General features: G+C 63.8%; 16 protein-coding genes and 1 tRNA gene. 7 read left to right on the forward strand and 10 right to left on the reverse strand.

All coding sequences use genetic code 11. The features are described 5' to 3' along the window. Nucleotides 1-97 precede the first annotated feature (97 nt). On the reverse strand, nucleotides 98-2914 hold the full coding sequence (locus ACERK3_08170; protein MFA9478270.1) for a right-handed parallel beta-helix repeat-containing protein: 2817 nt from the start codon (nucleotides 2912-2914) through the stop codon (nucleotides 98-100). A 22-nt stretch (nucleotides 2915-2936) separates the two neighbouring features. Continuing rightward, nucleotides 2937-3009, reverse strand: a tRNA-Ile gene (locus ACERK3_08175). A gap of 91 nt (nucleotides 3010-3100) precedes the next feature. Between ACERK3_08175 and sppA the strand changes: the two genes are divergently transcribed. Next, the gene (sppA, locus tag ACERK3_08180) at nucleotides 3101-4177 is read left to right on the forward strand and encodes a signal peptide peptidase SppA (protein MFA9478271.1); all 1077 of its coding nucleotides are present in this window, start codon (nucleotides 3101-3103) and stop codon (nucleotides 4175-4177) included. A gap of 46 nt (nucleotides 4178-4223) precedes the next feature. Then, nucleotides 4224-5240: a dihydrodipicolinate reductase gene (locus ACERK3_08185; GenBank protein MFA9478272.1), complete on the forward strand. Its 1017-nt coding sequence runs from the start codon at nucleotides 4224-4226 to the stop codon at nucleotides 5238-5240. A 23-nt stretch (nucleotides 5241-5263) separates the two neighbouring features. On the opposite strand, the gene ACERK3_08190 is transcribed toward ACERK3_08185, so the two are convergent. The 4 genes from ACERK3_08190 to ACERK3_08205 form a co-directional block, all read right to left on the reverse strand. Continuing rightward, nucleotides 5264-6286 (reverse strand): hypothetical protein, encoded by a 1023-nt coding sequence (locus ACERK3_08190; protein MFA9478273.1) that lies wholly within the window; start codon nucleotides 6284-6286, stop codon nucleotides 5264-5266. Between the two features lie 149 nt (nucleotides 6287-6435). Next, a complete protein-coding gene (locus tag ACERK3_08195) occupies nucleotides 6436-7701 on the reverse strand; it encodes an aspartate aminotransferase family protein (protein ID MFA9478274.1) in 1266 nt (421 codons plus the stop codon). A gap of 308 nt (nucleotides 7702-8009) precedes the next feature. Further along, nucleotides 8010-8336, reverse strand: coding sequence for an HU family DNA-binding protein (locus ACERK3_08200; GenBank protein MFA9478275.1), 327 nt, complete (start codon nucleotides 8334-8336; stop codon nucleotides 8010-8012). 327 nt (nucleotides 8337-8663) lie between these two features. Then, on the reverse strand, nucleotides 8664-10388 hold the full coding sequence (locus ACERK3_08205) for a Na/Pi cotransporter family protein (protein ID MFA9478276.1): 1725 nt from the start codon (nucleotides 10386-10388) through the stop codon (nucleotides 8664-8666). 301 nt (nucleotides 10389-10689) lie between these two features. Between ACERK3_08205 and ACERK3_08210 the strand changes: the two genes are divergently transcribed. Further along, entirely contained in the window at nucleotides 10690-11133 is a 444-nt protein-coding gene (locus ACERK3_08210) for a YkgJ family cysteine cluster protein (GenBank protein ID MFA9478277.1), read from the forward strand. Between the two features lie 86 nt (nucleotides 11134-11219). Here the strand turns inward: ACERK3_08210 and wbaP are convergent, their stop codons facing one another. From wbaP to ACERK3_08225, 3 genes are all read right to left on the reverse strand, one after another. Further along, on the reverse strand, nucleotides 11220-12710 hold the full coding sequence (gene wbaP / locus ACERK3_08215; protein MFA9478278.1) for an undecaprenyl-phosphate galactose phosphotransferase WbaP: 1491 nt from the start codon (nucleotides 12708-12710) through the stop codon (nucleotides 11220-11222). Nucleotides 12711-12956: 246 nt separating this feature from the next. Beyond that, a complete protein-coding gene (locus tag ACERK3_08220) occupies nucleotides 12957-14132 on the reverse strand; it encodes a glycosyltransferase (GenBank protein ID MFA9478279.1) in 1176 nt (391 codons plus the stop codon). A 45-nt stretch (nucleotides 14133-14177) separates the two neighbouring features. Further along, the gene (locus ACERK3_08225; protein ID MFA9478280.1) at nucleotides 14178-15389 is read right to left on the reverse strand and encodes a phosphotransferase; all 1212 of its coding nucleotides are present in this window, start codon (nucleotides 15387-15389) and stop codon (nucleotides 14178-14180) included. A gap of 218 nt (nucleotides 15390-15607) precedes the next feature. Here ACERK3_08225 and ACERK3_08230 point away from each other — a divergent pair, with 218 nt between their 5' ends. The 4 genes from ACERK3_08230 to ACERK3_08245 all read left to right on the forward strand — a co-directional run bounded on the left by ACERK3_08230 (nucleotide 15608) and on the right by ACERK3_08245 (nucleotide 22965). After that, on the forward strand, nucleotides 15608-17641 hold the full coding sequence (locus ACERK3_08230) for a heparinase II/III family protein (protein ID MFA9478281.1): 2034 nt from the start codon (nucleotides 15608-15610) through the stop codon (nucleotides 17639-17641). A gap of 40 nt (nucleotides 17642-17681) precedes the next feature. Next, the gene (locus ACERK3_08235; GenBank protein ID MFA9478282.1) at nucleotides 17682-19484 is read left to right on the forward strand and encodes a hypothetical protein; all 1803 of its coding nucleotides are present in this window, start codon (nucleotides 17682-17684) and stop codon (nucleotides 19482-19484) included. Nucleotides 19485-19925: 441 nt separating this feature from the next. Beyond that, nucleotides 19926-21665, forward strand: coding sequence for a glycosyltransferase (locus ACERK3_08240; GenBank protein ID MFA9478283.1), 1740 nt, complete (start codon nucleotides 19926-19928; stop codon nucleotides 21663-21665). 73 nt (nucleotides 21666-21738) lie between these two features. Further along, nucleotides 21739-22965, forward strand: a complete 1227-nt coding sequence (locus ACERK3_08245; GenBank protein ID MFA9478284.1) for a glycosyltransferase — start codon at nucleotides 21739-21741, stop codon at nucleotides 22963-22965. Nucleotides 22966-22975: 10 nt separating this feature from the next. Here ACERK3_08245 and ACERK3_08250 read toward each other — a convergent pair whose 3' ends face one another. After that, nucleotides 22976-24148, reverse strand: a complete 1173-nt coding sequence (locus ACERK3_08250; GenBank protein ID MFA9478285.1) for a thiol-disulfide oxidoreductase DCC family protein — start codon at nucleotides 24146-24148, stop codon at nucleotides 22976-22978.

Raw genomic sequence — 24148 nt, forward strand, 5'->3', positions numbered from 1 at the left:
GGGCAAGTGTGCAACCTGAATTCAAAAAGTCAATTACATTTATTACGTGGAATGGCCATAACGAGGCCCGCCGCCCTGCTCGGCACGAACGGCGGGTTTAGTGTGGAGTCCTTCTACGCATCTCGCCATCATCAAACTCGACCTCGACAACGGTGTGAACGTTAGCCGGGATCGGGCGATGCACGCGAAACGCCCCGACCGGGTGACTATCCTCCGCGAAACGCAGCAATCCATGGAAATCGTGGCGAACCAGTTGCGTGTAGCCGTTGCTCACACCAAGGCCCTCGGCCGGCTGCTCGGGGTGCAGCCGATAATCGTGCGGGCGTTGCAGTAGGAATTCGGGTGGTGCGGGCAGCGGCGTCACACCATGTCCGCGGTCGGTGTAGTTGGCTTCGCCTTCGTCGTGTCGATCTTTGTGCGACTGCATGGCGTGTTCAGCGCCGACGAGAAGATTGTTGAAATAACGATGGTTTTCGGATTGGACAACGCCCCATGCATGCAGTTCCCGTTGGGTGGGGTTGCCTGTGTAGATACCGCGAGTGCCAACTTCACCCTGCCAACCTTTGGTTTGATCCCACTGGCCATCGATGGTGTTGTGAATCGACCAGACGCGGCTGGTATCCCACGCAAGAATGCCCGCGCGGAACCATTGCGAGCCCGGTCGAAGGCCGATCACGAGATTATTCGCCACCAGCAACGGCCCGGGGCTGGCTTCGAGTGAGATGCCCGATGCACGCCCATTGACGCTAAGGTTGCCTTCCACACGGTTGTTGTAGTGGCCCCAGTCCAGCCAGATGCCGCCGAAGTCCGAGTAACCACCGCGAATCGTGTTGTACCGGATGACGGCGTGCTTGAGATCAAACATTTTCATGCCCGCGTCCATCGCGCCGTAGACGCCGCGCCGGCCGTGGTTGACGACCGTATTGTGCTCAACGACCAGTGGTACGTTCCCCGGATAAGGATAATCGCGCGTCGTCGCTGTCAGCGTGCGTTCAGGTGCGCCCGCCCCGGCGATGCCAGTGGCGCCGACGTCGACGATCCAATTGTTGCGAATCACCAACGGCGTGGCGGTGACGTCCCGGTCCTGTTCAGCCACACTGAATTCAATGCCCGTCCACTCACTGCGTTGCACCAGACAACCTTCAAGAAGCGAGCCTTCGCCTGCGATGAACACCTGCGCCTGCTGTTGGAACTGGGCGCCATGACGAATCTCGAAACCGCGAAAGTGAGTAAACGCGTTGCGGATTGTCACCAGCCCGCTGCCGCGAGCAGCGAGATCCAGTTGAACGTCGTTGGGGTTCTGATCATTCGGCAGCCGAACATATACACCATGGTCCGGTCCGTCGGCCGGCACGGGGCCCCAGACCAGATACTCGCTGACGTAATCCCGTCGCTCGCCGTTCGGGGGGGAGCAGGCCTCCGGCCGCTCGGCTGCGCTGACCACGTTGCCCGGTGCGAAGTGGAAGCGAAGCGTGTCGTCGATCTGGCCGTGATCGGCATGCGTCGTCGTTGTGGTGTCGAACTGGAACATCAGGTGGTTCCAGCCTTCCCGAAAGGGAAACCCACGCCAGCGATCAGTAAAGCCATACATCCACGAGGCGCGAGGGCTGTCCGATCCAGTTTCCGTAATGGCTGGCACGAGATCGCCATTAACCCATACGCGATACTTATTCACCTGATCGTCCAGGTGTGTCCCGGCCATGCGCGCCGCGCGAAACGGGCCTGCGACCTCAACCCCGCGAACGACCGGCTCTGGAAACGCCGGGTTCCAAGCCGCTTCATCGCTCGGCTCAATCCATAACCATGTTGAAGCCCAGATGACTGCATCTCTCGCTTCGTCGCCGAACACGGCGTGAAGATCGAGGTGCCCATCCGCGTCGACCTTGGCATGTCGCCATGGGCGGTCGGCGTGCAGTTCGCCAACACTCGGGCTCGCATTGACATCGACATGCCGGCGCAGAAAAGCACGCGACGCGCGGTTAACGTGGAACATGTCCGGCTTCAGGGCGTCGGGCGCATTGCCCTCGATCAACGCTTTGCCCGCAAGCGAAACCGTACCCGGCCGTTGGGTGAATAGATCCGCGCGGTACACGCCCGGCCACTCGGGGATCGGCGACCAGGCGTCATCCGGGAAAACATCATTACCGCTGATGATCGGCATGCGCTGCTGCGCGTCGCGTACGCCTTCAATGCGGATCGGCCGGTCACGTGTGCCGTGTCGGCCGTGCCGCTGGACCGGTCGGCCGTGAACATCCATGCGTTGCCCGCTCGTCACCGATTCGCGGTAGACGCCAGGGTAAACGTGAATCACCTCGCCAGGCCTCGCACGGTTCACCGCGGCCTGGATCGTGCGAAGGGGCGCGTCGGCGGTGCCCGTGTTGCCGTCGTCAGCGTCGGGGTGGTTCCCGTCAACGATCAATGTTGGGTTCGGCGTAAGCTCGATGGGAGCCGGGCCCCGCGGTGCATCGGGCTCATCGACAGATGAACCACGCGAACGGATGTACCAGTTCCGCACCGCCGCCTCCGCTCCACCGAAAAGCAACTCCGCCACTTTGTCCCGGCTTAGGTCTTCCAGTCCTTCGATGCGGTCCAGGGGATAGTTGATGAACCACCAGTCGCCGTGACTGGTCACCAGCCGGTCGGCTTGCGCGTCGTAGGCAATCTGCACATCCACTTCGCTGAGCAGGAAGCGTTGGCCCGCCGGGGTGATCACCTGCGGCAAGAGCCTCGGGTTGTGGGGAATGCTCGGCTCGGGCTCAGCCAATCGGCCAGGCTCTGCCAGAACGAAACAGGCAGGCACAAAGGCGGCCAGTACCCACAGCCACAGGCCCGCATCGCGCGGTCGGGACGACGCCCACCATCGCCCGTATTGTCCAGTGCAGCGGCTCGGGTAGGCTCGAAGAATGCGTTGCATCGCGGAATGCCGTGTACCGGAATGGGCCCGGCAGGATTCGAACCTGCGACCGAGCGATTATGAGTCGCCTGCTCTGACCGCTGAGCTACGGGCCCGAGGCGCGTGTGCGATGACGACACGCTTGGGCAGGTTACTATATCCGTCGACCGACCGCATCCGGAAAGTACAACCCGCAGGAGGCTCGACATGTTTTTTCATCGCGATCGACCCGGTTCCGCTCGACTTGCCATCCGCCGGCAAGCCTGGTTGCGACTGGTGCTCGGGCTGGTGTGCATGACGCTCTGGCCGGGGCTGGTTGGCTGTGGGCCGATGATGTTCGCTGTTGGCGTCGCGCCCGGCGACCAACGCCTGGAGCAGACGACGGTGCTCTCCGACGGCGGATTCCGCAATGACCGCATCGCCATCGTCGACATCAGTGGCATGATGCTTAACGCCGAGCAGCGCGGCCTGCTGCAACAAGGCGAAAACCCCGTCAGCGTGCTCCATGAAAAACTGCAGAAAGCCGCGGCGGACCCGCGCGTCAAGGCCGTCGTGCTTCGGCTGAACACGCCCGGCGGAACGGTGACGGCCACCGATGCGATGTACCGCGAAGTGCAGCGCTTCCGCCGCGAGACCGGCAAGCCCGTGATTGCCCTGATGATGGACCTGGCGACCAGCGGCGGCTACTACGTCGCCTGCGCGTCGGACCACATTGTCGCCTACCCCACCAGCATCACCGGCAGCGTCGGCGTGCTGTTGCAGACCGTCAGCTTCAAGCCGGCGCTCGAACGCTGGGGGATCGAACTCGAAGCGCTCACCAGCGGGAAGAACAAGACCGCCGGCTCGATGTTTGAAACGCTCACCGACGAGCATCGCGAAGTGCTTCAGCGCATGGTCGACGACTTTTACCAGGGCTTTGTCGACGTGGTGCGCAGCGCCCGGCCGACGATGGACGATGAGACGTTTGCGCTCGTCACCGACGGCCGTGTGTTCACCGGCTCGGACGCGGCGGCGCTGGGGCTGGTGGACGAGACAGGCGACCTTTACGACGCTTTTGCGCGAGCCAAGTCAAAGGTCAACCTCGATCGTGCCGATCTGGTGATTTACCATCGGCCGCTGCGTTATGCGGGCTCGCCCTACTCGCCGACGACGATGGCCGGTCCGCACGAACCGCCGGTTGACCGCACGCAGATCAACCTGCTTCAGTTGAACGTCGCCGGCCTGCCGGGATTCGCGGATGCACCGGTGGGGTTGTATTACCTCTGGCGGCCTGACATGCAGTAGGATATGGCTATCAACCCGGTTGCAAACGCCTGTTCGGGAGAGTGCATTGCAGCGAATCATCGTCATCGGCATGGGCCCCATCGGCATCGGCTGCGCACGCTCCGTGCTGGCGGAATCGGGCATCAAGCTCGTCGGCATGGTCGACATGGACCCGGCCAAGTCAGGCCAGACCGCCAGCGAATTGCGCGGCAAGCCCGCCGAGGTCGTGGACCAGAAGCACGAACCCAAAGTCACGACGGATATCAGCGAAGCGCTGGACGCCAATCCCGACGCGGCGATCATCGCCACAACTTCACATTTTGACGAAGTCGCCCAGCTCGTACGACCGCTGCTGGAGCGCGGCGTTTCGGTTGTCAGTTCATGCGAGCAGATGGCCTGGCCGTGGTATCAGCACGCGGCGCTGGCGGAGGAGATTGACGCGCTGGCGCAGCAGGCGGGGCGCGTTGTGCTCGGCACGGGGGTGAACCCCGGTTTTGCGATGGATGCGCTCGCGGTGATGCTGTCGTCGATGGTGCGTCGCGTGAACAAGGTGCGCTGCGTTCGTCGGGTGAACGCGGCGGTGCGACGTCAGCCGTTGCAGATGAAAATCGGAGCGACGCTTTCGACCACGCGCTTCCGCGAAGCGGTCGCGGCCGGAAAGGTGGGCCACATCGGGCTGGCCGAGTCGGCGGCGATGCTGGCGACCGCGCTCGGCGGCGACGTGCGAGCCGGCGGGATTGAGCAAACCATCGAACCGGTCATCGCCAAAGCACCCACCCCCTCGCTGATCGGACTCATCGGCCCTGGCGAGGTGACCGGCCTGCAACAGATCGCCCGCTGGCAGGACGAACACGACCGCACACGCATCGAGCTCGACCTGACCATGGCCATCGGTCTGGAAGATCCCAAAGACAAAATCGTGCTCGATGGTCCGGTCCAGGTCGTCATGAAAGTCAATGGCGGCCTGCCAGGCGACTCCGCTACCGTCGCCGCCCTGCTCAACCAGGTTCGGCAGATCCACCGCCTCAAGCCCGGCCTGCGCACCATGCTCGACTGCCCGCCCGCCGGCTGCGGCTTCAAGTAAGCCGGTGGACCAACCCACCCGTCTCAACGCGCGGGCACCGGCGATTCCTCCTCATCCGACGACGACACCCCAGGTACCTCCGACACCCCCGGCTGCGTCGGCGCTGGCGTCACGCCACCAGCAGGCGAAACGTGCACCAGCACCACGTTCTGCACCAACGTGCCCGCCCGACGATTCGCAAACAACGCCCGGCCGAAGTGTGCCGGCAACGCAGGCCCATCCGCCTCCGCCTCTTCTCCTGTGTCCGCTTCTGGCTCCCAGGCCTCGCCGCCCTCCGCCGCGTCCATCATCACCACCGCCTCGCCACCCTCGCCATCAACCGCCTCTTCTCCCGCCTCTCCCTCACGCGCGCTGTCATCTTCCTCGTCCGGCCAAGGCCAATACAGCCCCAGCACCAGCACGTCGTCCTGATTCATATCGAACGACACAGCCAGTTCCTCAAACAGCCGACCGTCCATCTCCACTTCCTGCGGACCGCGAGGCGATAACGTAAACCGACGCACCTGCTGATGCGGCAACAACGTCACCGTCACCCCCCCCACCGCATTCGGCTCCATGCCGATCAACAGCCGCATCCGCCCACGGTCCAGTTCCAATACCTGCTCATCACCGCCTGCCACACCCGACAAATCCATCCGCACCGGCTCGCCGATCGTCGGCGATGTCCGCAACGCCGACGGGTACGCCCCGCTGATCAATCGCGCATCACGTACGTTCAACACATAAGGCAGCGGCTCGAAAAAACGCTCCGCCTCCGCCATCGACGTCATCCCTACCCGCATCCCGTTCGCGTTCCACACCGCACGAGCATGGTCGCCGAGCACCCCCTCGCTCGTCATCGGCCAACACTCGTCCAGATTCGTGTACAGCGGCAACTCCACCTGCTGGATCGTCGCCATCGCGCGACGCTCCGGGCCCGGCTCGTCCACCTCCGGCGGCTGCATCGGCGTCACCTGCGAACGCATCTCCCCCAACCGCGGCAACGCCTCACCACCAGTCGGCGATGTTGACGTCGTCGCACAACCCATGAAAACAAACGTCATCATCGCAACAAACGCCACACGAACTGCGCGGCGATTTCGAATTTCGAATTTCGAATTTCGGCCTTGCGTCCCCCCGCGTTGGCGGACCGATACCCCTGGCCGATGGGCTTTCAAATCCGAAATCCGAAATTCGAAATTCGAAATTCCCAGTCTCATCCGCCAAGCACCTCCGCGATGACATCCAGTCCGCGATCCAGTGCATCACGCTCGATCGTCAACGCCGGGGCGATGCGCAGCACATTCGTCTGCGCCGCGTTGACCAGAACGCCACGTTGCAAGCATTGATTGACCACATCGCGCGACGTCTCAAACCGTGCGCCCTCCGCCGCCGGGTCGAGTTCGAGGCCGACGAACAGTCCCTTGCCTCGCACCTGCTTGACGGTGGGCAGTGCGTCTGCCAGCTTTTGCAGGCGTGCGATGGCATGCTCGCCAAGCTGCGTCGCGTGGGCGAGCAGGTTGTCGCGTTCGATGACGTCGAAGATGCGTGCCGCCACCGCCATGGACAGCAGGTTGCCGCCGAGCGTGGTCGCGTGCGCGACGCCGCCGTGCTTGCGATGGTCGAACAGCTCCGCCGCCTTGTCGGCCATGCAGGTCACGCCCACCGGCAGGCCTCCGCCGACGCCCTTGGCCAGCGTCATCACGTCCGGCTTGACGTCCCAGTGCTGATGCCCGAACCACTTGCCCGTCCGCCCGCAGCCGGTCCATACTTCGTCGGCGATAAGCAGGAGTTCGTGCTTGTCGCACAGTTTTCGCAGGCCGGGCCAGTAGCCCGCGTCGGGCAGGTTGACGCCGCCTTCGCCCTGGATCGGTTCGAGCATGATCGCGACCGTGTGGTCGTCGATCGCCTGTTCGATCGCGTTGAGATCGTTGTACGGCACGTGTGTGAAGCCGGGCACGTTGGGCTCGAAGCCTTTGTACACGCGCTCCTGCGCCGTAGCCGCCATTGCCCCGAACGTTCGGCCGTGGAAACTGCGATGCGCGGTAATCACCTTGAACCGCGCCCCACTCTTGCCCGGGTTCGCGCCGCCATAAAGCCTGGCGACCTTGATCGCCGCCTCGTTGGCGTCAGCGCCGCTGTGGCAGAAGAACGACCGTCCACCGAAGCCATGCTTCGCGATCCGCTCGGCCAGCAGGGTCTGCGGCTCGGTGTGAAACAGGTTGCCCACAAACCACAACTGCTTCGCCTGCTGCGTCACCGCCTCGACCAGGTCGGGGTGGCAGTGTCCGAGCAGCGGCCCGCCGAAGCCTGCGAAGAGGTCGAGGTATTGCTTGCCGTCCGCGTCGTAGAGCGTCGTCCCCTCACCGCGCACCATGGCGATCGGCCAGCGGCCGTAGTTGATCGACATGTACTGATCGTGCCGATCGATGATCGCTTGCGTGACGGGCGTGCTGTCAGTGGGGGAAGCGGTGCGGTTCATGGTGGTACTCGGTTCGTGGACACTCGTTGCCAACCGGGAATTGTAACAATCCGCCGTGCAACACGCGGCCGACCTGCTGCCCGCGCATAGAAAAACCCCTGGCTTCGGAGCTGGCCAGGGGCTTTCGCCTTCGTTCGGAATATCAATCAATCGTATGCGTCTTGGCTGAGGTGGGCCCCCGCTTACGGACGCGGCGAGCCGGATCCATCCGGCTCACAAAATTCCCCCGACCCCCGGTTCCCCCGGCCTCCCGGATTACCTCCGGATTGCCGGCTTCCCGGTCGATCCGTCGGCCGTTGCAGGCCGACTCAGATCATTTCCTTGAGGTTCTTCAACGGACGAACCTTCACGACCTTGCGGGCCGGCTTCGCCTTGAACATCATCGGCTCGCCGGTCGCGGGGTTACGGCCTTCGCGGGCCTTCGTCGCCGGCTTCTTGTTGACCACGATCTTCATCAGACCGGGCACGGTGAACGCCTGCGGACCACGCGGCTTGAGGTTCTTCGCGATCAGCGCTTCGAGTTCGTCGAACACCGACGCCACATCCTTCTTCGCCAGGCCGGTCTTCTCGGCAAGCTCGGCGTGAATCTGGCTCTTGGTCGGCGGCTTGGCGGTCTTGGTTGCAGTCTTTGCCATGGTGCGATTCTCCTAAAGGTTTCGGACTCCGAACGAAGGCTTCATACAGTTTGCGACCCGATTTTCACCGGCCACAAACGATGCCTGTGCATCGTCTATCGCAATTCTGGCGGTATTTACTGTAATTTTCAACTACGACCCCATTTTTACCCCAATATTTATGCGGTTTTCCACACCCCCGCGCGCATAGAGAGCCGGTTCAAACCTCGCATCACGCTGGTGGACAGGAGGGGAAAGCATGGCCCCGGGAGCGCGTGGGGCAGCTTGAAGCCGCGGGAACCCGCGGATCGACAACCTCGACAAACGTTGATTGGAAGGCCGCAAGCCTCAATCGCGATGGTGAGCCTTCGTACCCGCCATCGCTTCGTGGGCGTTGAGCGTGTGCTCCTTGATGCGACGATAGTTCGTCAGCAGCGTCGTGTACGTCATGCTCAGCCGAGCGTCGATCTGCGAGTCGGTCATGAGTTGCAGATATCGCTCGCGCGAGTCTTTCACCTGCCGGGTGATGTCGGAACTGATCGTCTCCGCTTCGCGATGGGAGAAGACCTTGCGGTGGTCGTACGCGTCGGTCACCTTGCCGAGGAAGGTGGCCACCTCGTCGTGCAGGTCGCGCAGCTCGCGCAAGTGAGCCGCGGAAAGCTCCAGCTTCAACTCACGCAGCTTCAGGAAACACTTAAGCACGCTGGCAAGCGCGTCGCTGATCGACTCGTATTCGTGGGCCATCCGCAGCTGCACACGGCCTTCCTCCGCGACGCTGTGCGGCAGGTTCGCGTCCAGCACGTCGGTCACAAACGCCACAATCTCCGTTTCGATGTTGTCCAGCACCTCTTCACGATGCATCGTCTTCTGCACCATCTGCTCGTCCATCGGCCCGTTGAAGGCGAGCTGGCGAATCCAGTCCATCATCTTCACCGTGCCCCGGCCCATCTGCACGACCTCGCCACGGCTTTGCTCCAACGCCAGGCCCGGCGCGTCCACCGTCTTGGCGTCCAGATGCTTCAGGTGCGCCACTTCCTTCGCCCGAGGCTCGGGGACGACGCGCTCCAACAGCCGGGCAAAGCTGCGGACAAACGGCAGAAACAGCAGCGTGTTCGTAATGTTGAAGCTGGTGTGCATCACCGCGATCGCGGCCGTGATCACCAGGCCGTACTGCGCCGGGTTCTCAAAGTCGGCGATGTCCATGGTCATCGGGTCCACCCCGTGCACCCATTCGACCGCCCCGGCCACACCGAGTACGAAGAACGGGAACGCCAGCAGCATCCAGCTCACGCCAATGACGTTGAACAATACGTGTGCATACGCCGCCCGCTTCGCGTTGCGGTTCGCACCCAGTGTGGCGATCAGCACGGTGATCGTCGTGCCGATGTTCTCACCGAGAATAAACGCCGCGGCGATCGGAAACGGCACGAGCCCCGTCGCGGCGGCGGCAATCAGAATCGCAAGCGCCGCACTGGAGCTTTGCACGATGAACGTCAGCAGGCAGCCCAGCGCGATGCAAAGCAGGATGCCGGCGTAGTTGTCCACCGCCAGCCGTTGGATCAGCTCTCGCACCTGCTCCATCTCGCGCAGCGGCTCGACGCCTTCTTTCATCAACTCCAGGCCGAAGAAGATCATGCCCAGGCCCATGATGGCCATGGCGATAAATCGGAGGCGATCGCGTTTGCAGAAGATATAGACCAGCGCCGCCACGCCGAGGATCGGCAGCCCGTAGCGTCCGATCTGGAGGATGAGCACCCAGCCGGTGATGGTCGTGCCGATGTTCGCGCCCATGATGAAGCCCACCGCCTGGTGCAGCTTCATCAGGCCGGCGTTGACCAGGCCGACCATGATCACCGTGGAAATCGTCGACGACTGGACCAGCAGCGTCACCGTCGTGCCCGTGCCGGTGGCCAGCAGACGATTCTCCGTGACCATCGAAATCATGCGGCGAAGCGAGTTGCCCGCCACGGCCTGCATGCCCTCAGACATGTACTTCATGCCAAGCATGAAGATGCCGAGCCCGCCCACCACGGCCATGGCCATGGTCAATACCTGTCCGAAGGTGTGGTTCATCGGATCGTCTTCAAGCAACTTTCAGAACGGATTAGAGACCGCGACCCCGCCTCCCCCAAGCTCGGCCTTCCAAAACGGAATGGCGGGATTCTAACAATCCTAACAGATGTTCGCCCAAGCCCCACGCCAGCGCACCTCATCGCTCAGTACGCCAAGACGCAGACCATAGGGCAGGGCTTGCCCTGCCGCAGCATGGACGACAACCATGGCAGGGCAACATGGGGACAGCCGTACGCAATTCAGATGCGATGGGCCTGTCTCGATCAGCCACAGGCTCGGCCGAACACTACAATAGGGGGCTATGAGCAAGCAGGAATGGTACGCCGACGGATTGAGCTTTGAATGCACGCAATGCGGCAACTGCTGCACCGGGCCGGAGGGCTACGTCTGGTTCACCGCTGAGGAAGGCCGGGCCATCGCCGAGCATCTGAAACTGTCGGTCGACGAATTCCGCCGCCGCTTCGCCCGGCGCGAATATGGCAAGTGGACGCTGGAGGAAGTGCCCCGCCAGGGCCGGTTCGACTGCGTCTTCCTCCGTCGTGACGCCGAAGGCAAGGCCCTGTGCACCATCTACCCCGTCCGCCCGGTGCAATGCCGGACCTGGCCGTTCTGGCCCAGCAACCTTCAATCGCCCACTGCCTGGCGACAGTCGGCCAGCGGCTGCCCCGGCATGAAAAACGGCGGCACGTTCTACCCCATCGAAAAAATCCGCGTCATCCTCAACAGCAACAACGACGACGTGTAATACGGCTTCACCTCGACGGTTCAAGCAGGTGAAGACGCAAATTGAAGGCCACTCACAACGCCGCCCCTGACTGCCCCGGCCGGCGATCAATACGCGCCGCGGCAGCCCAGCACCGTGCGGATGGTGCGCAGCAGGACGTAAAAGTCCAGCCAGACCGACCAGTTGCGGACGTAGTACGCGTCGATGTAAACGCGTTGGCGAAAGTCGACATCGCTTCGGCCGGACACTTGCCACAAGCCCGTGAGCCCCGGCCGAACGCGCTTGTACAGCGGGTAAAACTGCTCGTACCGCAGCGTTTCCTCGCGGATGATCGGCCGCGGCCCGACAAGGCTCATCTCACCCTTGACCACGTTCCACAGTTGCGGCAACTCATCAAGGCTGGTCTTTCGCAGGATCGCGCCAACGCGCGTCACGCGCGGGTCGTCCTTGATCTTGCGAAGTGAGCGCCACTGCTCGCGCGTCTTCGGATCGTCGCCCAACGCCTCGGCGAGCTTCTCGTCGGCATCAACAACCATCGACCGGAATTTCCACGCCATGAACGGCCGACCGCCCCGGCCGACCCGCTCCTGGCTGAACAACGCCGGCCCCGGCGAGTCGCGGCGAATCAGCCAGGCAATGACCACCACCATCGGCAACACCACCGGCAGCGAAATCAGCACCAGCATCAGATCCAGCAGCCGTTTGATCGTCTGCCGACCCGAATCGAGCAGGCGATGACGCACTTCCAGCGCGAGCGTGCCGCCGAAGTCCATGCTGCTGACGCCCAGGCTCGCGAGCCCCGTCAATTGCGGGACGAAAATCAGGTGTCGAAACGATCGGCTGAGCTTCTGCAACAACCGCTCGAACGCTTGCGATTCCGTGTCCGACGTGGTGAGGATCGCATGGGTCACCCCTTCGCGGCGCGCGAGGCGGGGCGCTCTGCCGAGCCCGCCGATCACGGGCACGCCATGCACGTGGCCCTTCTGTTCGCGCTCGCGCGAGATCACCGCGATCGGCTTCAGACCGATCTCCGGATGCGACAGCAGCATCTCCACCGTCCGCCGACCCATCGCCGTGTTGCCCACCACCACGACCGACGTGCCCCACCACCGCTGGCGAGCGAGGCAGGCGCGAAGCGCCACCCGCCCCACCGGGACGAGCACGAGCGTGAGCACCCAGCTCACGAGCACGACCGCTCGCGAGAAGGCCTCCGCGTCTTTGATTAAAAACGTACCCGCGACCAGCGACAGGTAGACCAGCGTTGTGATCACGCTCACCCGGCGGAGCTCTTCCACCGGCACGAGCGGAATCGACGGGTACAGCCGACCCACCGCGTAGGCGAGCACGAACACGCCAAGCACCGGCCAGAAGCTGGCATAAAACGAAAGCTCGTACGCCCCGCCAAGCCACCAGCGCCCCAGCACCGCCGTCGACCACGCCAGCGTCACCAGCAGCAGGTCGGACAGCACAAGCACGCCGATCGTCAGCCACGGCCGAGTACTCGCAGTAATCGCCCCGCGGCGGGTCGGGTGGACCACGCGCAATGACGCAGGCCGACCTACATCAATCAGTTCCGGTTGAAGCCACGTCGCTCTCATGCGTTTTCCAACCCGGAGGTGGTTGTCCTGCTTGCGAACAAGTTGAATCCCTCATTGGCCGACCTTTGGTCGGCCATGGAATATACCGCCCCCGAGCCCGCCCCCGGTTCATCGGCCGCCGGCGCACAATCATGCCGGGCGCGTACGCCCCCCGATTGCCGATGAATTCCCCCTTCTGGTCCCTCCGCAGCCGTTTGCACTGTATCAAGCGCCTCGGGCGCAAGCCAGCCACGGTTGACTACATTTCTACTCTGCCGCCGCCGTCGCTCGCGTGGCTTCGGCGGGCCCGGCCTGCCTGAATGTGGCCAGGCTGGCGTCGAGCAATGCCCGATATCGCCTGCGAAATGTCTCGGCGTCGAACCGTTGAGCCTGCTGACGAATCACCTCTGCTTCCAGCACGAATCGCCCCTCTTCGAACGCCGAAACCGCCTCATTCAGCGACGCCGACGTCTGATGCGGGTACAAAACCCCTGTTTCGCCGTGTACGACCGTTTCGCACACGCCACCATGCCCCCAGGCGATCACCGGCGCACCGGCCGCCTGAGCCTCGACGGGCGTAATGCCGAAGTCTTCGTCCGCGGCATACACGAACGCCCGGCAACGCTGCATGTGGTCGACCAGCGATGCGTGAGGCTGCTCGCCTATAAAGGTTACGTTAGCCCCGGCCGATTGGATGAGCCGACCCCGCTCCGACCCGTCGCCGATCACCACCAACGGCCGACCCGATTGCGTGAACGCTTCCACGATCAGGTCCACCCGCTTGTAAGGTACAAGCCGTGACGCCGTGAGGTAAAAGTCGTCGCGCTGCCCGTCGGCACGGAACCGGTCGACCGCGACGGGCGGGTACAGCACCGCCGCCTCCCGCCGATACGTCTTCCAGATTCGGCGGGCGACGTAATGCGAGTTCGCCCAGTAGACGTCGACGCGGTTGGCGCTCGCCGCGTCCCACGTGCGGATGTAGTGCAGGAAAAGTCGGGCCAGCGCACCCCGCACGCCGCGCGTCAGGCCGCTGTGTTCGAGGTAATCGTGATACAGGTCCCACGCATAGCGGATCGGCGTGTGCATGTAGCTGATATGCAACTGGTCGGCTCGCGTGAGCACGCCCTTGGCCACGGCATGACTCGACGACACCACCACTTCATGCCCGCGCAGGTCCAGTTGCTCGATGGCCAACGGCATCAACGGCAGGTAGCGCTGATGCTTCCGCGTCGCGCCGGGCAACCGTTGAATGAACGACGTGGTGATGTCCCGCCCGGCCAACGGCGTGTCCGCCAGCTTGGCCGGGTCGTGCACGAGTGTGAAGATGGGCGCTTGCGGGAACTCGCTCGCCATCGCCGCGAGCACGCGCTCCGAGCCGGCGTACCCGACGAGCCATTCGTGAGCGAAAGCGATGTTCATACGCGATGCAACCTGTCCATTCATTTAAAGTTCGTCAATGCCAACGACGACGGGCGCTGCCAGCTTCAATCAACCCCGCAACATTTCAAAAACATCGTCGTGGGGTGGCGTGCCGGCCTCCACGCGCCGCTTATGTTCACGCCAGTTGGCGAAACGCGGGTCGTCCGCCAGCATCGCTTCGGCGCGATCGAGTAGCTCACGCACCATCTCCGACGTCGGCTGCCCACGTTCCTGCATCTGCATCGCAGCGAGCCCCCGCGCCATCGCCGGGACACCCTGCTGCACCCATATTTCCACGGCATGCTCATCCCGCCCCGCCGGCCCCGGCCCGCACAGGCGACGATACCCCTTCAGCACGCTGATCAGCAGATACCAGTCCAGGCGATACTTCCGCCAGCCATCCCATTCGCCGGGCCGAATCGCAAAGTACGCCTGCTCAAAACGATCCACCGCCGCCACATCAAACCACAGCATCCGCAATGTCGCCACCGCCAGGTCAAATCGCGCCGGCCGCTGGTTGACGCTCTCCAGGTCAATCCACCCTAGTCCGCCTTCGGGAAACAGCAGCACGTTCCACGAATGAATATCCGTATGCGACGTGACGATCGGCCCGAAAAAGTCCGGATCGCCCAGCAACCCCCGCACGCGATCGACCATCTCCATCGAGCCGACTGGCAGCCGTTCGTGCACCGGCTCAACATCCAGCCTCCGTCGATAGGTCCGCGCAAGCCCTACCTTGATCCATGGATTCAACCGGGTGGGGATCTCATGCCAATGCGCAATATCGCGCCCGAGCATCTCACCGGTCTCCGGCGTTCGCAACTTGCCCTTACCCGCGGCCATCGCTTCTTCCAGCACTGCCACGTAGTAACTGCCCCGCCGAAACAGCAACATCGCATGACACAACGTCGCGGTGCGGATCGGCGTGTTTCGCGCCAGCTTCATGCCCTCCAGCGCTGCGGCGCAGTGCCGCTGATCGCGATGATTGAACAATCGGTACATCCGCAGGTAGTAGCCTTGCCCGTCCACCTCCACGGGCCTGACCCGCGGCAACGGCTCGCCCGCGGGCGTCGGCGTCGCCTGCTCCACAATCCGCAGGCATTGTTTCACGAACCGACTCGACCGAGCCCATGGCCCCTGCCGATGCCAGCGATGCCAACAAACCAGCCAGAGGCATTTGGGAACCTTCATACGCTCGCGCAAAGCAAACACGACGCGCTTGTGCAGCAGCCGCCACCGCCTCTCCAACCCGCGACGTGTCTGTTTCACTCGACGACTCATCTTCGCACCTTTTACCCGTCCATCCGCCGCCATGATCCAACGGTGGCATGCAGCCGAGCTATTGTAACCACTGCCCCGGACCGGATATCTAAAGTCCGCCCTGCTGCCGATCGCAGAACTGCCCAACCCCGATCTGCTAAACTTCGGAATCGGCCGAAGACCAACCCGCCCCCGCGACGCCCCCGCGTCCAATGGGTCCGACCAAGGAGCCGCAATCCATGCCCGATTCGACTACAGGCCCCGCCCAGCGTGCCGGCCCCGGCCCGACCCCCGCCCGAGCGCTGCGACGCGCCGCGCCCCGGCTGCTGGACGCCATCAAGCGCGCCTTTCGAGCCGACGAAAAAATCGACATCGGCTCCGAACAGATGACCCCCGGCCAGTTCGCCGCACGCCAGAAAAAAAAGCCGCTGCTGACCTATGAAGCCTTCGCCTCGACCGACCGCTGGTCGGCGGACACGCAAGAAAACGCCAACGAAGTCATCGAACTCGGCTGGCAACTGAAAACCCTGCCGCGGCTGAAACTCCAGCCGCCGATTGCCTGGGATGAAATCTGCGGCGACCACCGCTCGCTCGCCTTCCACCTGCATTCGTGGGACGCGCTCAGTCCGGTGCTCGCCACCTACCACCATACCGAAGACTTCCGCTATCTCCGCTATGCACTGGACGTCGCCCTGGACTGGGCGAACCAGTATCGCTCGCCCAAAAGCGACACGGGCTTCGCCTGGTATGACATGGCCATCGGCATGCGCGCCTATCGCCTGGCTTACATCGTCGACGCCGCCTGTCGGCAGAAGCGCGTCGACCGCGCGGAGATCGCCACGCTCATGCAATGCGTCGTCTTGCACATGCAAGCGCTGGCCGACGACGACAACTTCGCCGCGCACTCCAACCACGGCTTCTACCTCGCCGCCGGCCAGCTCGCCATGGCGCGACGCCTCGCCGTCCTCCCCGGCATGGAGACGCAAAAGCAGCAAGCCTACGAGCGCATGCACGCGCTGATCAAAACCCAGTTCACCGACGAAGGTGTCCACCGCGAGCACTCGCCCGACTATCACCGCATGGTGCACGACACGTTTCATGGCCTGGTCCGCTCGGGCCTGCTCGCCGAGCCCACGTTTCAGGCCATCGAAAGCCGAATTCAGAAAGCCCTCGCCTGGTTCATCCTCCCCAACGGCGCGATCGCCATGTTCGGCGATACACCGCACCACGTCATGAACCGCAAGCGCGACCTCTACAGCCACATCGACAACCCCGCGCTGCGCTTCGTTTACAGCGGAGGCAACGAAGGTCAGCCACCCCAGGACACGACGCGCGTGTTCCGCGAAGCCGGCTACGCCGTCATCCGCGACCGCTGGCCGACGAATGCGGACGACTTCACCGACTGCAGCTACCTCGCCCAGACCTGCTGCTTTCACTCGCGCGTTCACAAGCACGCCGACGACCTGTCGTTTATCTGGTACGACCACAACCAGGAATTGCTCGTCGACGCCGGGCGATTCGGCTACCGCGATCCAAGCCCGAAAGATTCATCCCTGCGCGCCGAAGGCTTCTACTACGCCCACCCCAGTCGGGTGTACATCGAAACCACGCGTGCTCACAACGCCGTGGAAATTGACCGCAAAAGCTATCCCCGCCGCGATGTCACGCCCTACGGCAGCGCGCTGCGACGCGCCGGCCAGACCGACGCGGTGCACTACATCGAGTCCAGCGTCGAGCACTTCAAAAACCTGCAACACACACGCGTGCTCTACTACCGCCCACGCCTCTGGCTTGTCGTTTACGACGTGCTCTGGGATGTGAAGCGCAAGCCGCACGACTTCCATCAGCGGTTTCACTTCGCCCCCGAGCTGACTGTGCAAGCCGAAGGCGAACACCCGCGTATTCCGCTGAACGACAGTCCGCTTCAGCTGCACATGCGCCCGCTGCTGCCCGCCGAGCCGCTCGCGTTTGTGCACGGCCAGGAAGCGCCCGAACTGCTCGGCTGGATATCGCGAATCGATGACGAGATCACCCCCTGCTGGACCGGCGGCTACGCCATCGACAACGCCCCCCACGCCGAGTTCGCCACCCTGTTCAGCTTCGGGCAACAACCGCCTTGCGAGGAGCAAAGCCAGTCGCCAAGCGAACATCGCCTTGATCTGCAATGGCAGCAGGACGGCCAACGGCATCAACTGAACCTCCCGCGATTGCGCGGCGTGCAGGCCGAGCCCGGCCAACCGCTCGATCTCGCATATAAAACCGCCTCAACCTGAGTTCGACGCCCCGCCGCCGGCGGACGCGGGAAGCGCCCTTATGCTGCCACCAGCGAAAAAACTCGTCACGCAACTCCGCCGATACGCCCGCATCGTCGGCTGGGTCTATCGCGACAGCCTTCGCCGATTCTGGCGCGAAACGCTGATGCTGCTGGCGATGCGCTTTTGCGGCATCCAGTTCTTCGTCGCAACCTTCGGCGTCGTCGGCTACTACGCGCACCTGCTGGAAAACAATCAGACGTTGGAATTCGTCGGCCGATCGTTCCAGCCACGCGAATCGCTCACGCTGCTGCTGCTGCTGAGCTGCCTGGCGTTGTGCGCCCTCGTCGCCGCCGCGGTGTGCACCTATCTCGCCAACCGCGGCGCGCTGAAAACCAGCCTTCGCTATGAAACGTTCTGCTCCAAGCGGCTGATCGCCCTCGCCAGCCGAACTGACATTGTCCCTCCGGGCAAGAACCCGACCCTCTCCAAGCGCAAATACCTGCTGACCATGGCTCGAAGCTACGCACGCGAATGCGGCCGGGTGTATCGCATGCTCGTGGGCAACGTTATTCCCTCGTTGATTGTTCTATTGATCATTGCCCCACTGCTGCTGTACCTCAACCCGCTGCTGTCGCTGTTGATCGTCGCCTTGCTGACGCTTTCGCTGGCGATCCATTATCCGCTGAACATCCGCGGCGCTCACCACTCGCTCACCCGGGAGAAAACCGCGGGCGAGGCGGCCCTGACCTACCGCGACCTGCTCGCGCAGGCGGAGCATCAGTCGCTGCCTTTAAAGCAGCAGACCATCGAAGAACGCTTTGACAATCACTCTCTGCGAAGCAACCTGCACGCCTACATGGGCCGACTGCTCGCCCAGCACAACAGTCAGCTGGTCAGCGATGTGTTTATCGCCGTGTCGGTCGTGCTCATTCTGATCGTGTTAGGCGGCAACATTCTCATGCAAGGCACAGGCTGGAGCGCGTTGATCGTCTACCTGTTGGCGCTGCGTTTCGGGCTCACGCATTTCAAAGCGCTCATGGCCGGCGTCGCCGGGGTCAATCGCTTCTATCACCAGGTCGATCAATACCTGACCTTCGTCGAGTTCGTCGGCCAGCCGCATCCGCCGACCGCTGCGGTTGACGCGCTGACGTTGACGCCCGAGTCGCCGAGCATTGAAGCGTCGATGTCACAATGTGAGGTGCACGTTGGTTCGCGCGTCGCGGTGCTTTGCACGACATCACTGAATCGTTTTACGCTCGTGGGCCTGGCGCGCAGCCTGACGCGTTTGCCCGAAGGTGAGTTGGCTTCGCTGCTGGCAGGCTCGACGTTCCTGAGCGAAGACGCGCATCTGCCCGTCGGCTATACCTGGCGCGAAGCGATGGGCATCACCGGCGAGCATGACGGTCAAGGCTGGCAGGCGTTTCTCGAAGAGCGCGGCCTCGCGGCGACCGAGCCGGACCTGCCGCTGCCGGCGTTGGACACGCCGATCACCGAAGCGATACAAAGCGAGATGCCCGCAGCGGACCGCCTGCTGCTGGCGTTGCTCATTGTGGCCTGTCGCGGCAAAGCCTGGCTATGGATCGAGGCGCGGGCGTTGTCGTGTTTGAATGAGCAATATGAGGCGGTCGTTGACAAATTGCTCAGCCGACATGCCGTGCTGGTCTTGGGCGAGAAGGTCGACCACGTCGGCCGACAGGGTGAGACGGTTGTGGCGGTGCTCGACGACGCGGCGCTGGTCGGCCTGGGTGACGTGACGTGGGCTCAAACCCACCGTGAGCAGATCGAAGCGGTGCTTGGTGTGAAGAGCAAGGGCGATGGCACGCTCGTGGGCTCGCTGGAGGATGACGACGAAACCGAATGATCGATGTCGGGACATTCGACAGGCCGCGGAGTGGGGAAAACGCTTATTTGACAATCACAGGGCAATATGCGATTCACATGCGGAGCATCCGGCCCGAGATCGATGGGGGTTGTGACATGGGTCGGCATGGCCGGGCTGCCGTCAAGTTTCCGAATCAGTTCCCCCTGAACACCTGCGTTGTCGGGCCGGGACCGGTTAAGATGCAGGTTCCTTGGGGGAAGATCCAAACCACCCCTCGGGGCCGTATATTGAAGTTTCGCCGCCACCGGCCGTGGCTGCCGCCTCGCGTGCGTTCGGGCGACAGCCGACCGACAGACGGGCAGATACGCCTCTATCGGTCATCTGTTTCGGGCCGGGGCAAGGGGTGTAAGGTCAGCCGCCAGGAAGGATACGATGTCATTGACTGTTTCTAAGGGGTCTGCGACAACTGAACCGGTCGCCATGCCGACACCGCAATCGCCCGGCGTCGAGCGGGCCGACGTCGGCGTGTCGACGGATACAGTTCGTGTGCTGCACATCCTTGCCGTAAGCGTGCCTTACCTCAACGGGTACACGATGCGCAGTCGATATGTCATCAATCAGCAGCGTCAGACGCCGGGATATCACCCGGCCGTGATCACCTCACCGTTCTATCCGACCGTGCCCGCCTCGCAACAGGACGAAGCGATCGACGGCGTGCAGTACCACCGCGTGCCACACCCGTTCGACCTGCCCCTGGCCGATCGCGAGTGGGCGGACTCGGCGTGCAGTTTCTGCTACCGCACACGGCTGCAACTGCGCTATCTGTTCAGCGCTGTGATGAACCTGCTGTCGTTCAAATGGCTGCGATTGCGCATGCGACCGCGCCTGGCGCGCGTACGTTTGCCGATCAATCGCGGTCTGTGGAAGCAGCGGTGCATGCGGGCCGGCAAGATGGTCGGCCTGCCCACCGGCTACGAACTGCCGACGGCGAAAGGTAACGCCCGTTCCATCGGCAACGCCAACATTGCCGAGTCCAACGCCAACCCGAGCCCCGCCTCGCCCGCCGTTGAGCAACCGGCCACGCGGACCACGGTGACCAAGCCGACCGCCGCGAAGCCGAAGCCCCGCCGTCTGCGCGCGTGGTTGCAGGACCAGGTGGGCAGCTTGCTGATGGGCATGGAGGAAGTGCTGCTGCTTCGCCGGTTCGAGCGTGAGATCATCCGCGTGGCGCGAATCGAAAAGCCACATGTACTACACGCGCATTCGCCTTATCGCTGCGGTGTGCCCGCGGCCCGGGCTGCGAAAAAGCTGGGCATTCCATTGGTCTACGAGGTGCGCGGGCTGTGGGAAGAAAGCGGCGTGGCGCAAGGCAACTTCACCGAGGGCAGCAAGAAGTATCGCTTCTGGAAAATGAAGGAAACCGAAGCGATCCGCCGGGCGGACGTGGTGGTGGCGATCTGCGAGCAACTGCGTGAGGAGGTCATCCGCCGGGGTGTGGATCGGCAGCGGACGTTCGTCGTGCCCAACGCGGTCGACGAGCAGATGCTCACCAGCGACGACACCGCCGAGGACACGGCCGACGCGGGCGACACGCTCATCGAGTCGGCGCGCTGGCTGCGGACGCCTGCGTCGGGCGCGACGCTGGGCTACGTCGGCAGCCTGCGGAAGCTCGAAGGCGTGGACGAACTGGTCCGCGCGGTCGGCCTGCTGCACGCGCAAGGCGAAAACGTGTCGCTGTTGATCGTCGGCGACGGGCCGGAGCTGCCGCAACTGCGCGAGCTGGCTGAGGAGCTTGGCATCGCCGACCGCAGCGTCTTCACCGGCCGTGTACCGCATGACTCGATCCAGCGTTACTACGAGTTGATCGACGTGTTCGTCATCTCGCGCCCGCCGCTGCGTGTGGCGGAGCTGGTGACGCCGTTGAAGCCGTTGGAAGCGATGGGCCTTGGGCGGGCGCTGGTCATGCCGCGACTGGCGTCGCTTTGCGAGATCGTCCGCGAAGAAGAAACCGGGCTGATGTACGAGCCGGCGAACGTGGACGACCTCGCCCGGCAGTGCAAACGGCTGATGTATGACGACGCGTTGCGCGATCGGCTTTCGCAGGCCGCGAAAATCTGGGTGCGCGATCATCGCACGTGGACAAAGTCGCTCGAGGGGCTCGTGCCCGCCTATGACCTCGTGCTCAGCGATCGCAGCGCCAAACAGACCGCGTCGCCTTAACGCCATCCCTGATCCGCGGCGCACCGAACCAATACTTAAAGCAAAACAACGCAAAGCAAGGTAAGCAACGCTCGTGGGCAGGTCGTTTGATATCGTCGTGCTGGGCTCCGCGCCGTGGGCGACCGACGCGCCGCTGAACTGCCATCACATCACCCGTCGGCTGGCTGTGCAACATCGCGTGCTCTATATCGAGCCCACCGCGATGCGGACGCCCAACCCGCTGCACCCGTCCGACCTGGCGAAAATGACCCGCCGACTGCGCAGCTGGGCCCAGCGAGGCACACGCCCCGCGCGAAATAGCCACCAGCCGGTCGAGCCGCAAATCTGGACGATCGCGCCGATGATGTGGCCCGCCCCGCGACTGGCGAGCCTCAAGCAGTGGAACCGCAGACAATTGATCAACGCCACCGAGCGGGCGATGAAAGCCATCGGCATGCGGCAGGCGTTGCTGTGGTCGTTCCTCCCCGCGGGGATCGACCTGGTGGGGCATGCGAGTGCGCTGGGAACGATCTACCACTGCGTCGACGACTACGCGGGCAACCCGGGCGTCAACGCTGCGGCGCTGCGCGAAGTCGAACGGCGGATGATCAAGTCGGCCGACGTCTGCCTGGCAACGTCCGCTCCATTAGCACAACGCGTCAAACGTGACGGCGCGAAAGCGGTGCACTGCGTGCCCAACGTCAGCGAGGTTGAGCGATTTGAAAGTAGCGATGCGCCCGTGCCGCCGGAGCTGGCCGAACTGCCTCGGCCGCGCGTGGGGTACGTGGGCAACATCGCCGGCTATAAGGTGGACATCAAGCTGCTGGCGACGCTGGCACGCGATCGGCCGGACGTGTCGCTGGTGCTCATCGGCGGCGTGGGCGGCGGCGACCCGACGACCAACGTCCGGCCGCTGCGTCGGCTGCCCAACGTGCACCTGCTCGGCGCTCGATCGCATGACGAACTGCCCGCGTACGTACATGGGCTGGACGTGTGTCTGATTCCGTTTCGGCGGAGCAGCGTGACGGACTGCTCGTTGCCGTTGAAGACGTTTGAGTATCTCGCTGCGGGCAAGCCGGTGGTGAGCACGCCCATCGCGGCGTTGACCAGCGAGCCGCTGGATGACGTGCTGACGTATGCCGACTCGGCAGCGGACTTCGCCGAGGCGATCGACCGCCTGTTGCGTGACAACACGCCCGAACTCATCAGTCGTCGGCAAGCGATCGCGCGGGACTATTCATGGGACCGCCGCTTTCCGCAATTGCACGACATTGCCCGGCAGCTCGTCGCGAGTCGCACCGCCGCTGCGCCGGTCGCGTGATCGGCTGCCGTTATATGCGAAACCGCGCCCGCAGTGTGGGCGGCATCATCGGGCACGCATCAGTCGGCTGGGCGAACAGCCGTCGGCGAACCGCCGCGATTTGGCTGTACACCGCGTCGCACAACGGCGCGGGCAATGCCTGGCCCAGCATCGCCGCCACCCGCCACAACCCGCCGAGGCGATCGAGGATGTAAAGCACCGCCGCCGACTGTACGAGCAGTTCGCCATCGCCGCGGCGGACGATGATCGAGTCAGGCAGCGTCTCGCGCTGCGCTGCCGACACGTGCTCGCGAAAATGTTCGCTGTCCAACGGCGAAAGCACGAACTGCTCACCCTTCACATCTTCCGCGAGCACAAACCGCACCCAGCGATGGCATAGCCCGCAATGGCCGTCGTAGTACACCGTCGCCGGCGGCGTCGATGGTTGGCTCCGGGGCCGGGCCGGCAGCCACAACGGGTTGAACGCCAGCAGATGCACCGCCGTCAGCGCGAGCGCCAGCGCCCAGTACCCCGCCAACGGCAGCACGAGCAGGTTCACCCCCAGCGTGAGCGACCATGCCAGCCGACGGTTCCGCCGCGACAGCGCCAACGGCCCGAACGCTAACCATGTGCCCAGCAGCAACCACGTCAGTCCGCGCCCCAACCATTCGGGCATCGTGCCCACCCAGGGCAGCACGGCCCATTGCCCATCGTCATAAAACAACGCCTCCGCCAGCCGCCACGCTTCGTCGCGCAACAGCAGCACGCCCCCACCGACGTAAACCAACCCCATCGCCAGCCACAATCTGCGGAACAGCCACGATGGAAACTGCCACTCGCCCCCCGGATCCAACCGGCCGCGCGCGTCAAGCGACCCGTACGGCGTCGGCCCCGCCCACGCCAGCCGAGCGTGCACCGCCAACATCACCACCAGCACCATCGGCCCGAGCACCGCCAGGCTCTCCCACACGCGCGGGTAGTCCAGCAACAGCGTCAGCAACAGCAGCCCCAATGTGAGCGCCACCGTCACCTCACGCCCACGCCACCCGACCGCAAACGCCGCCGCGAGCATCAGCAGCATGAGCCCCACAAGTATCTGCACCACGCCGCCCGCCGCGATCGCGCTGCCCACCACCACTGCGACGATCGCGGCGGTGAGCACGCGCACCAAGCTGTATTGTCCGCCCGTCCATCCGTTTGCCAT

The organism is Phycisphaerales bacterium AB-hyl4, assembly GCA_041821185.1.
Taxonomy (GTDB): Bacteria; Planctomycetota; Phycisphaerae; order Phycisphaerales; family Phycisphaeraceae; genus Natronomicrosphaera; species Natronomicrosphaera hydrolytica.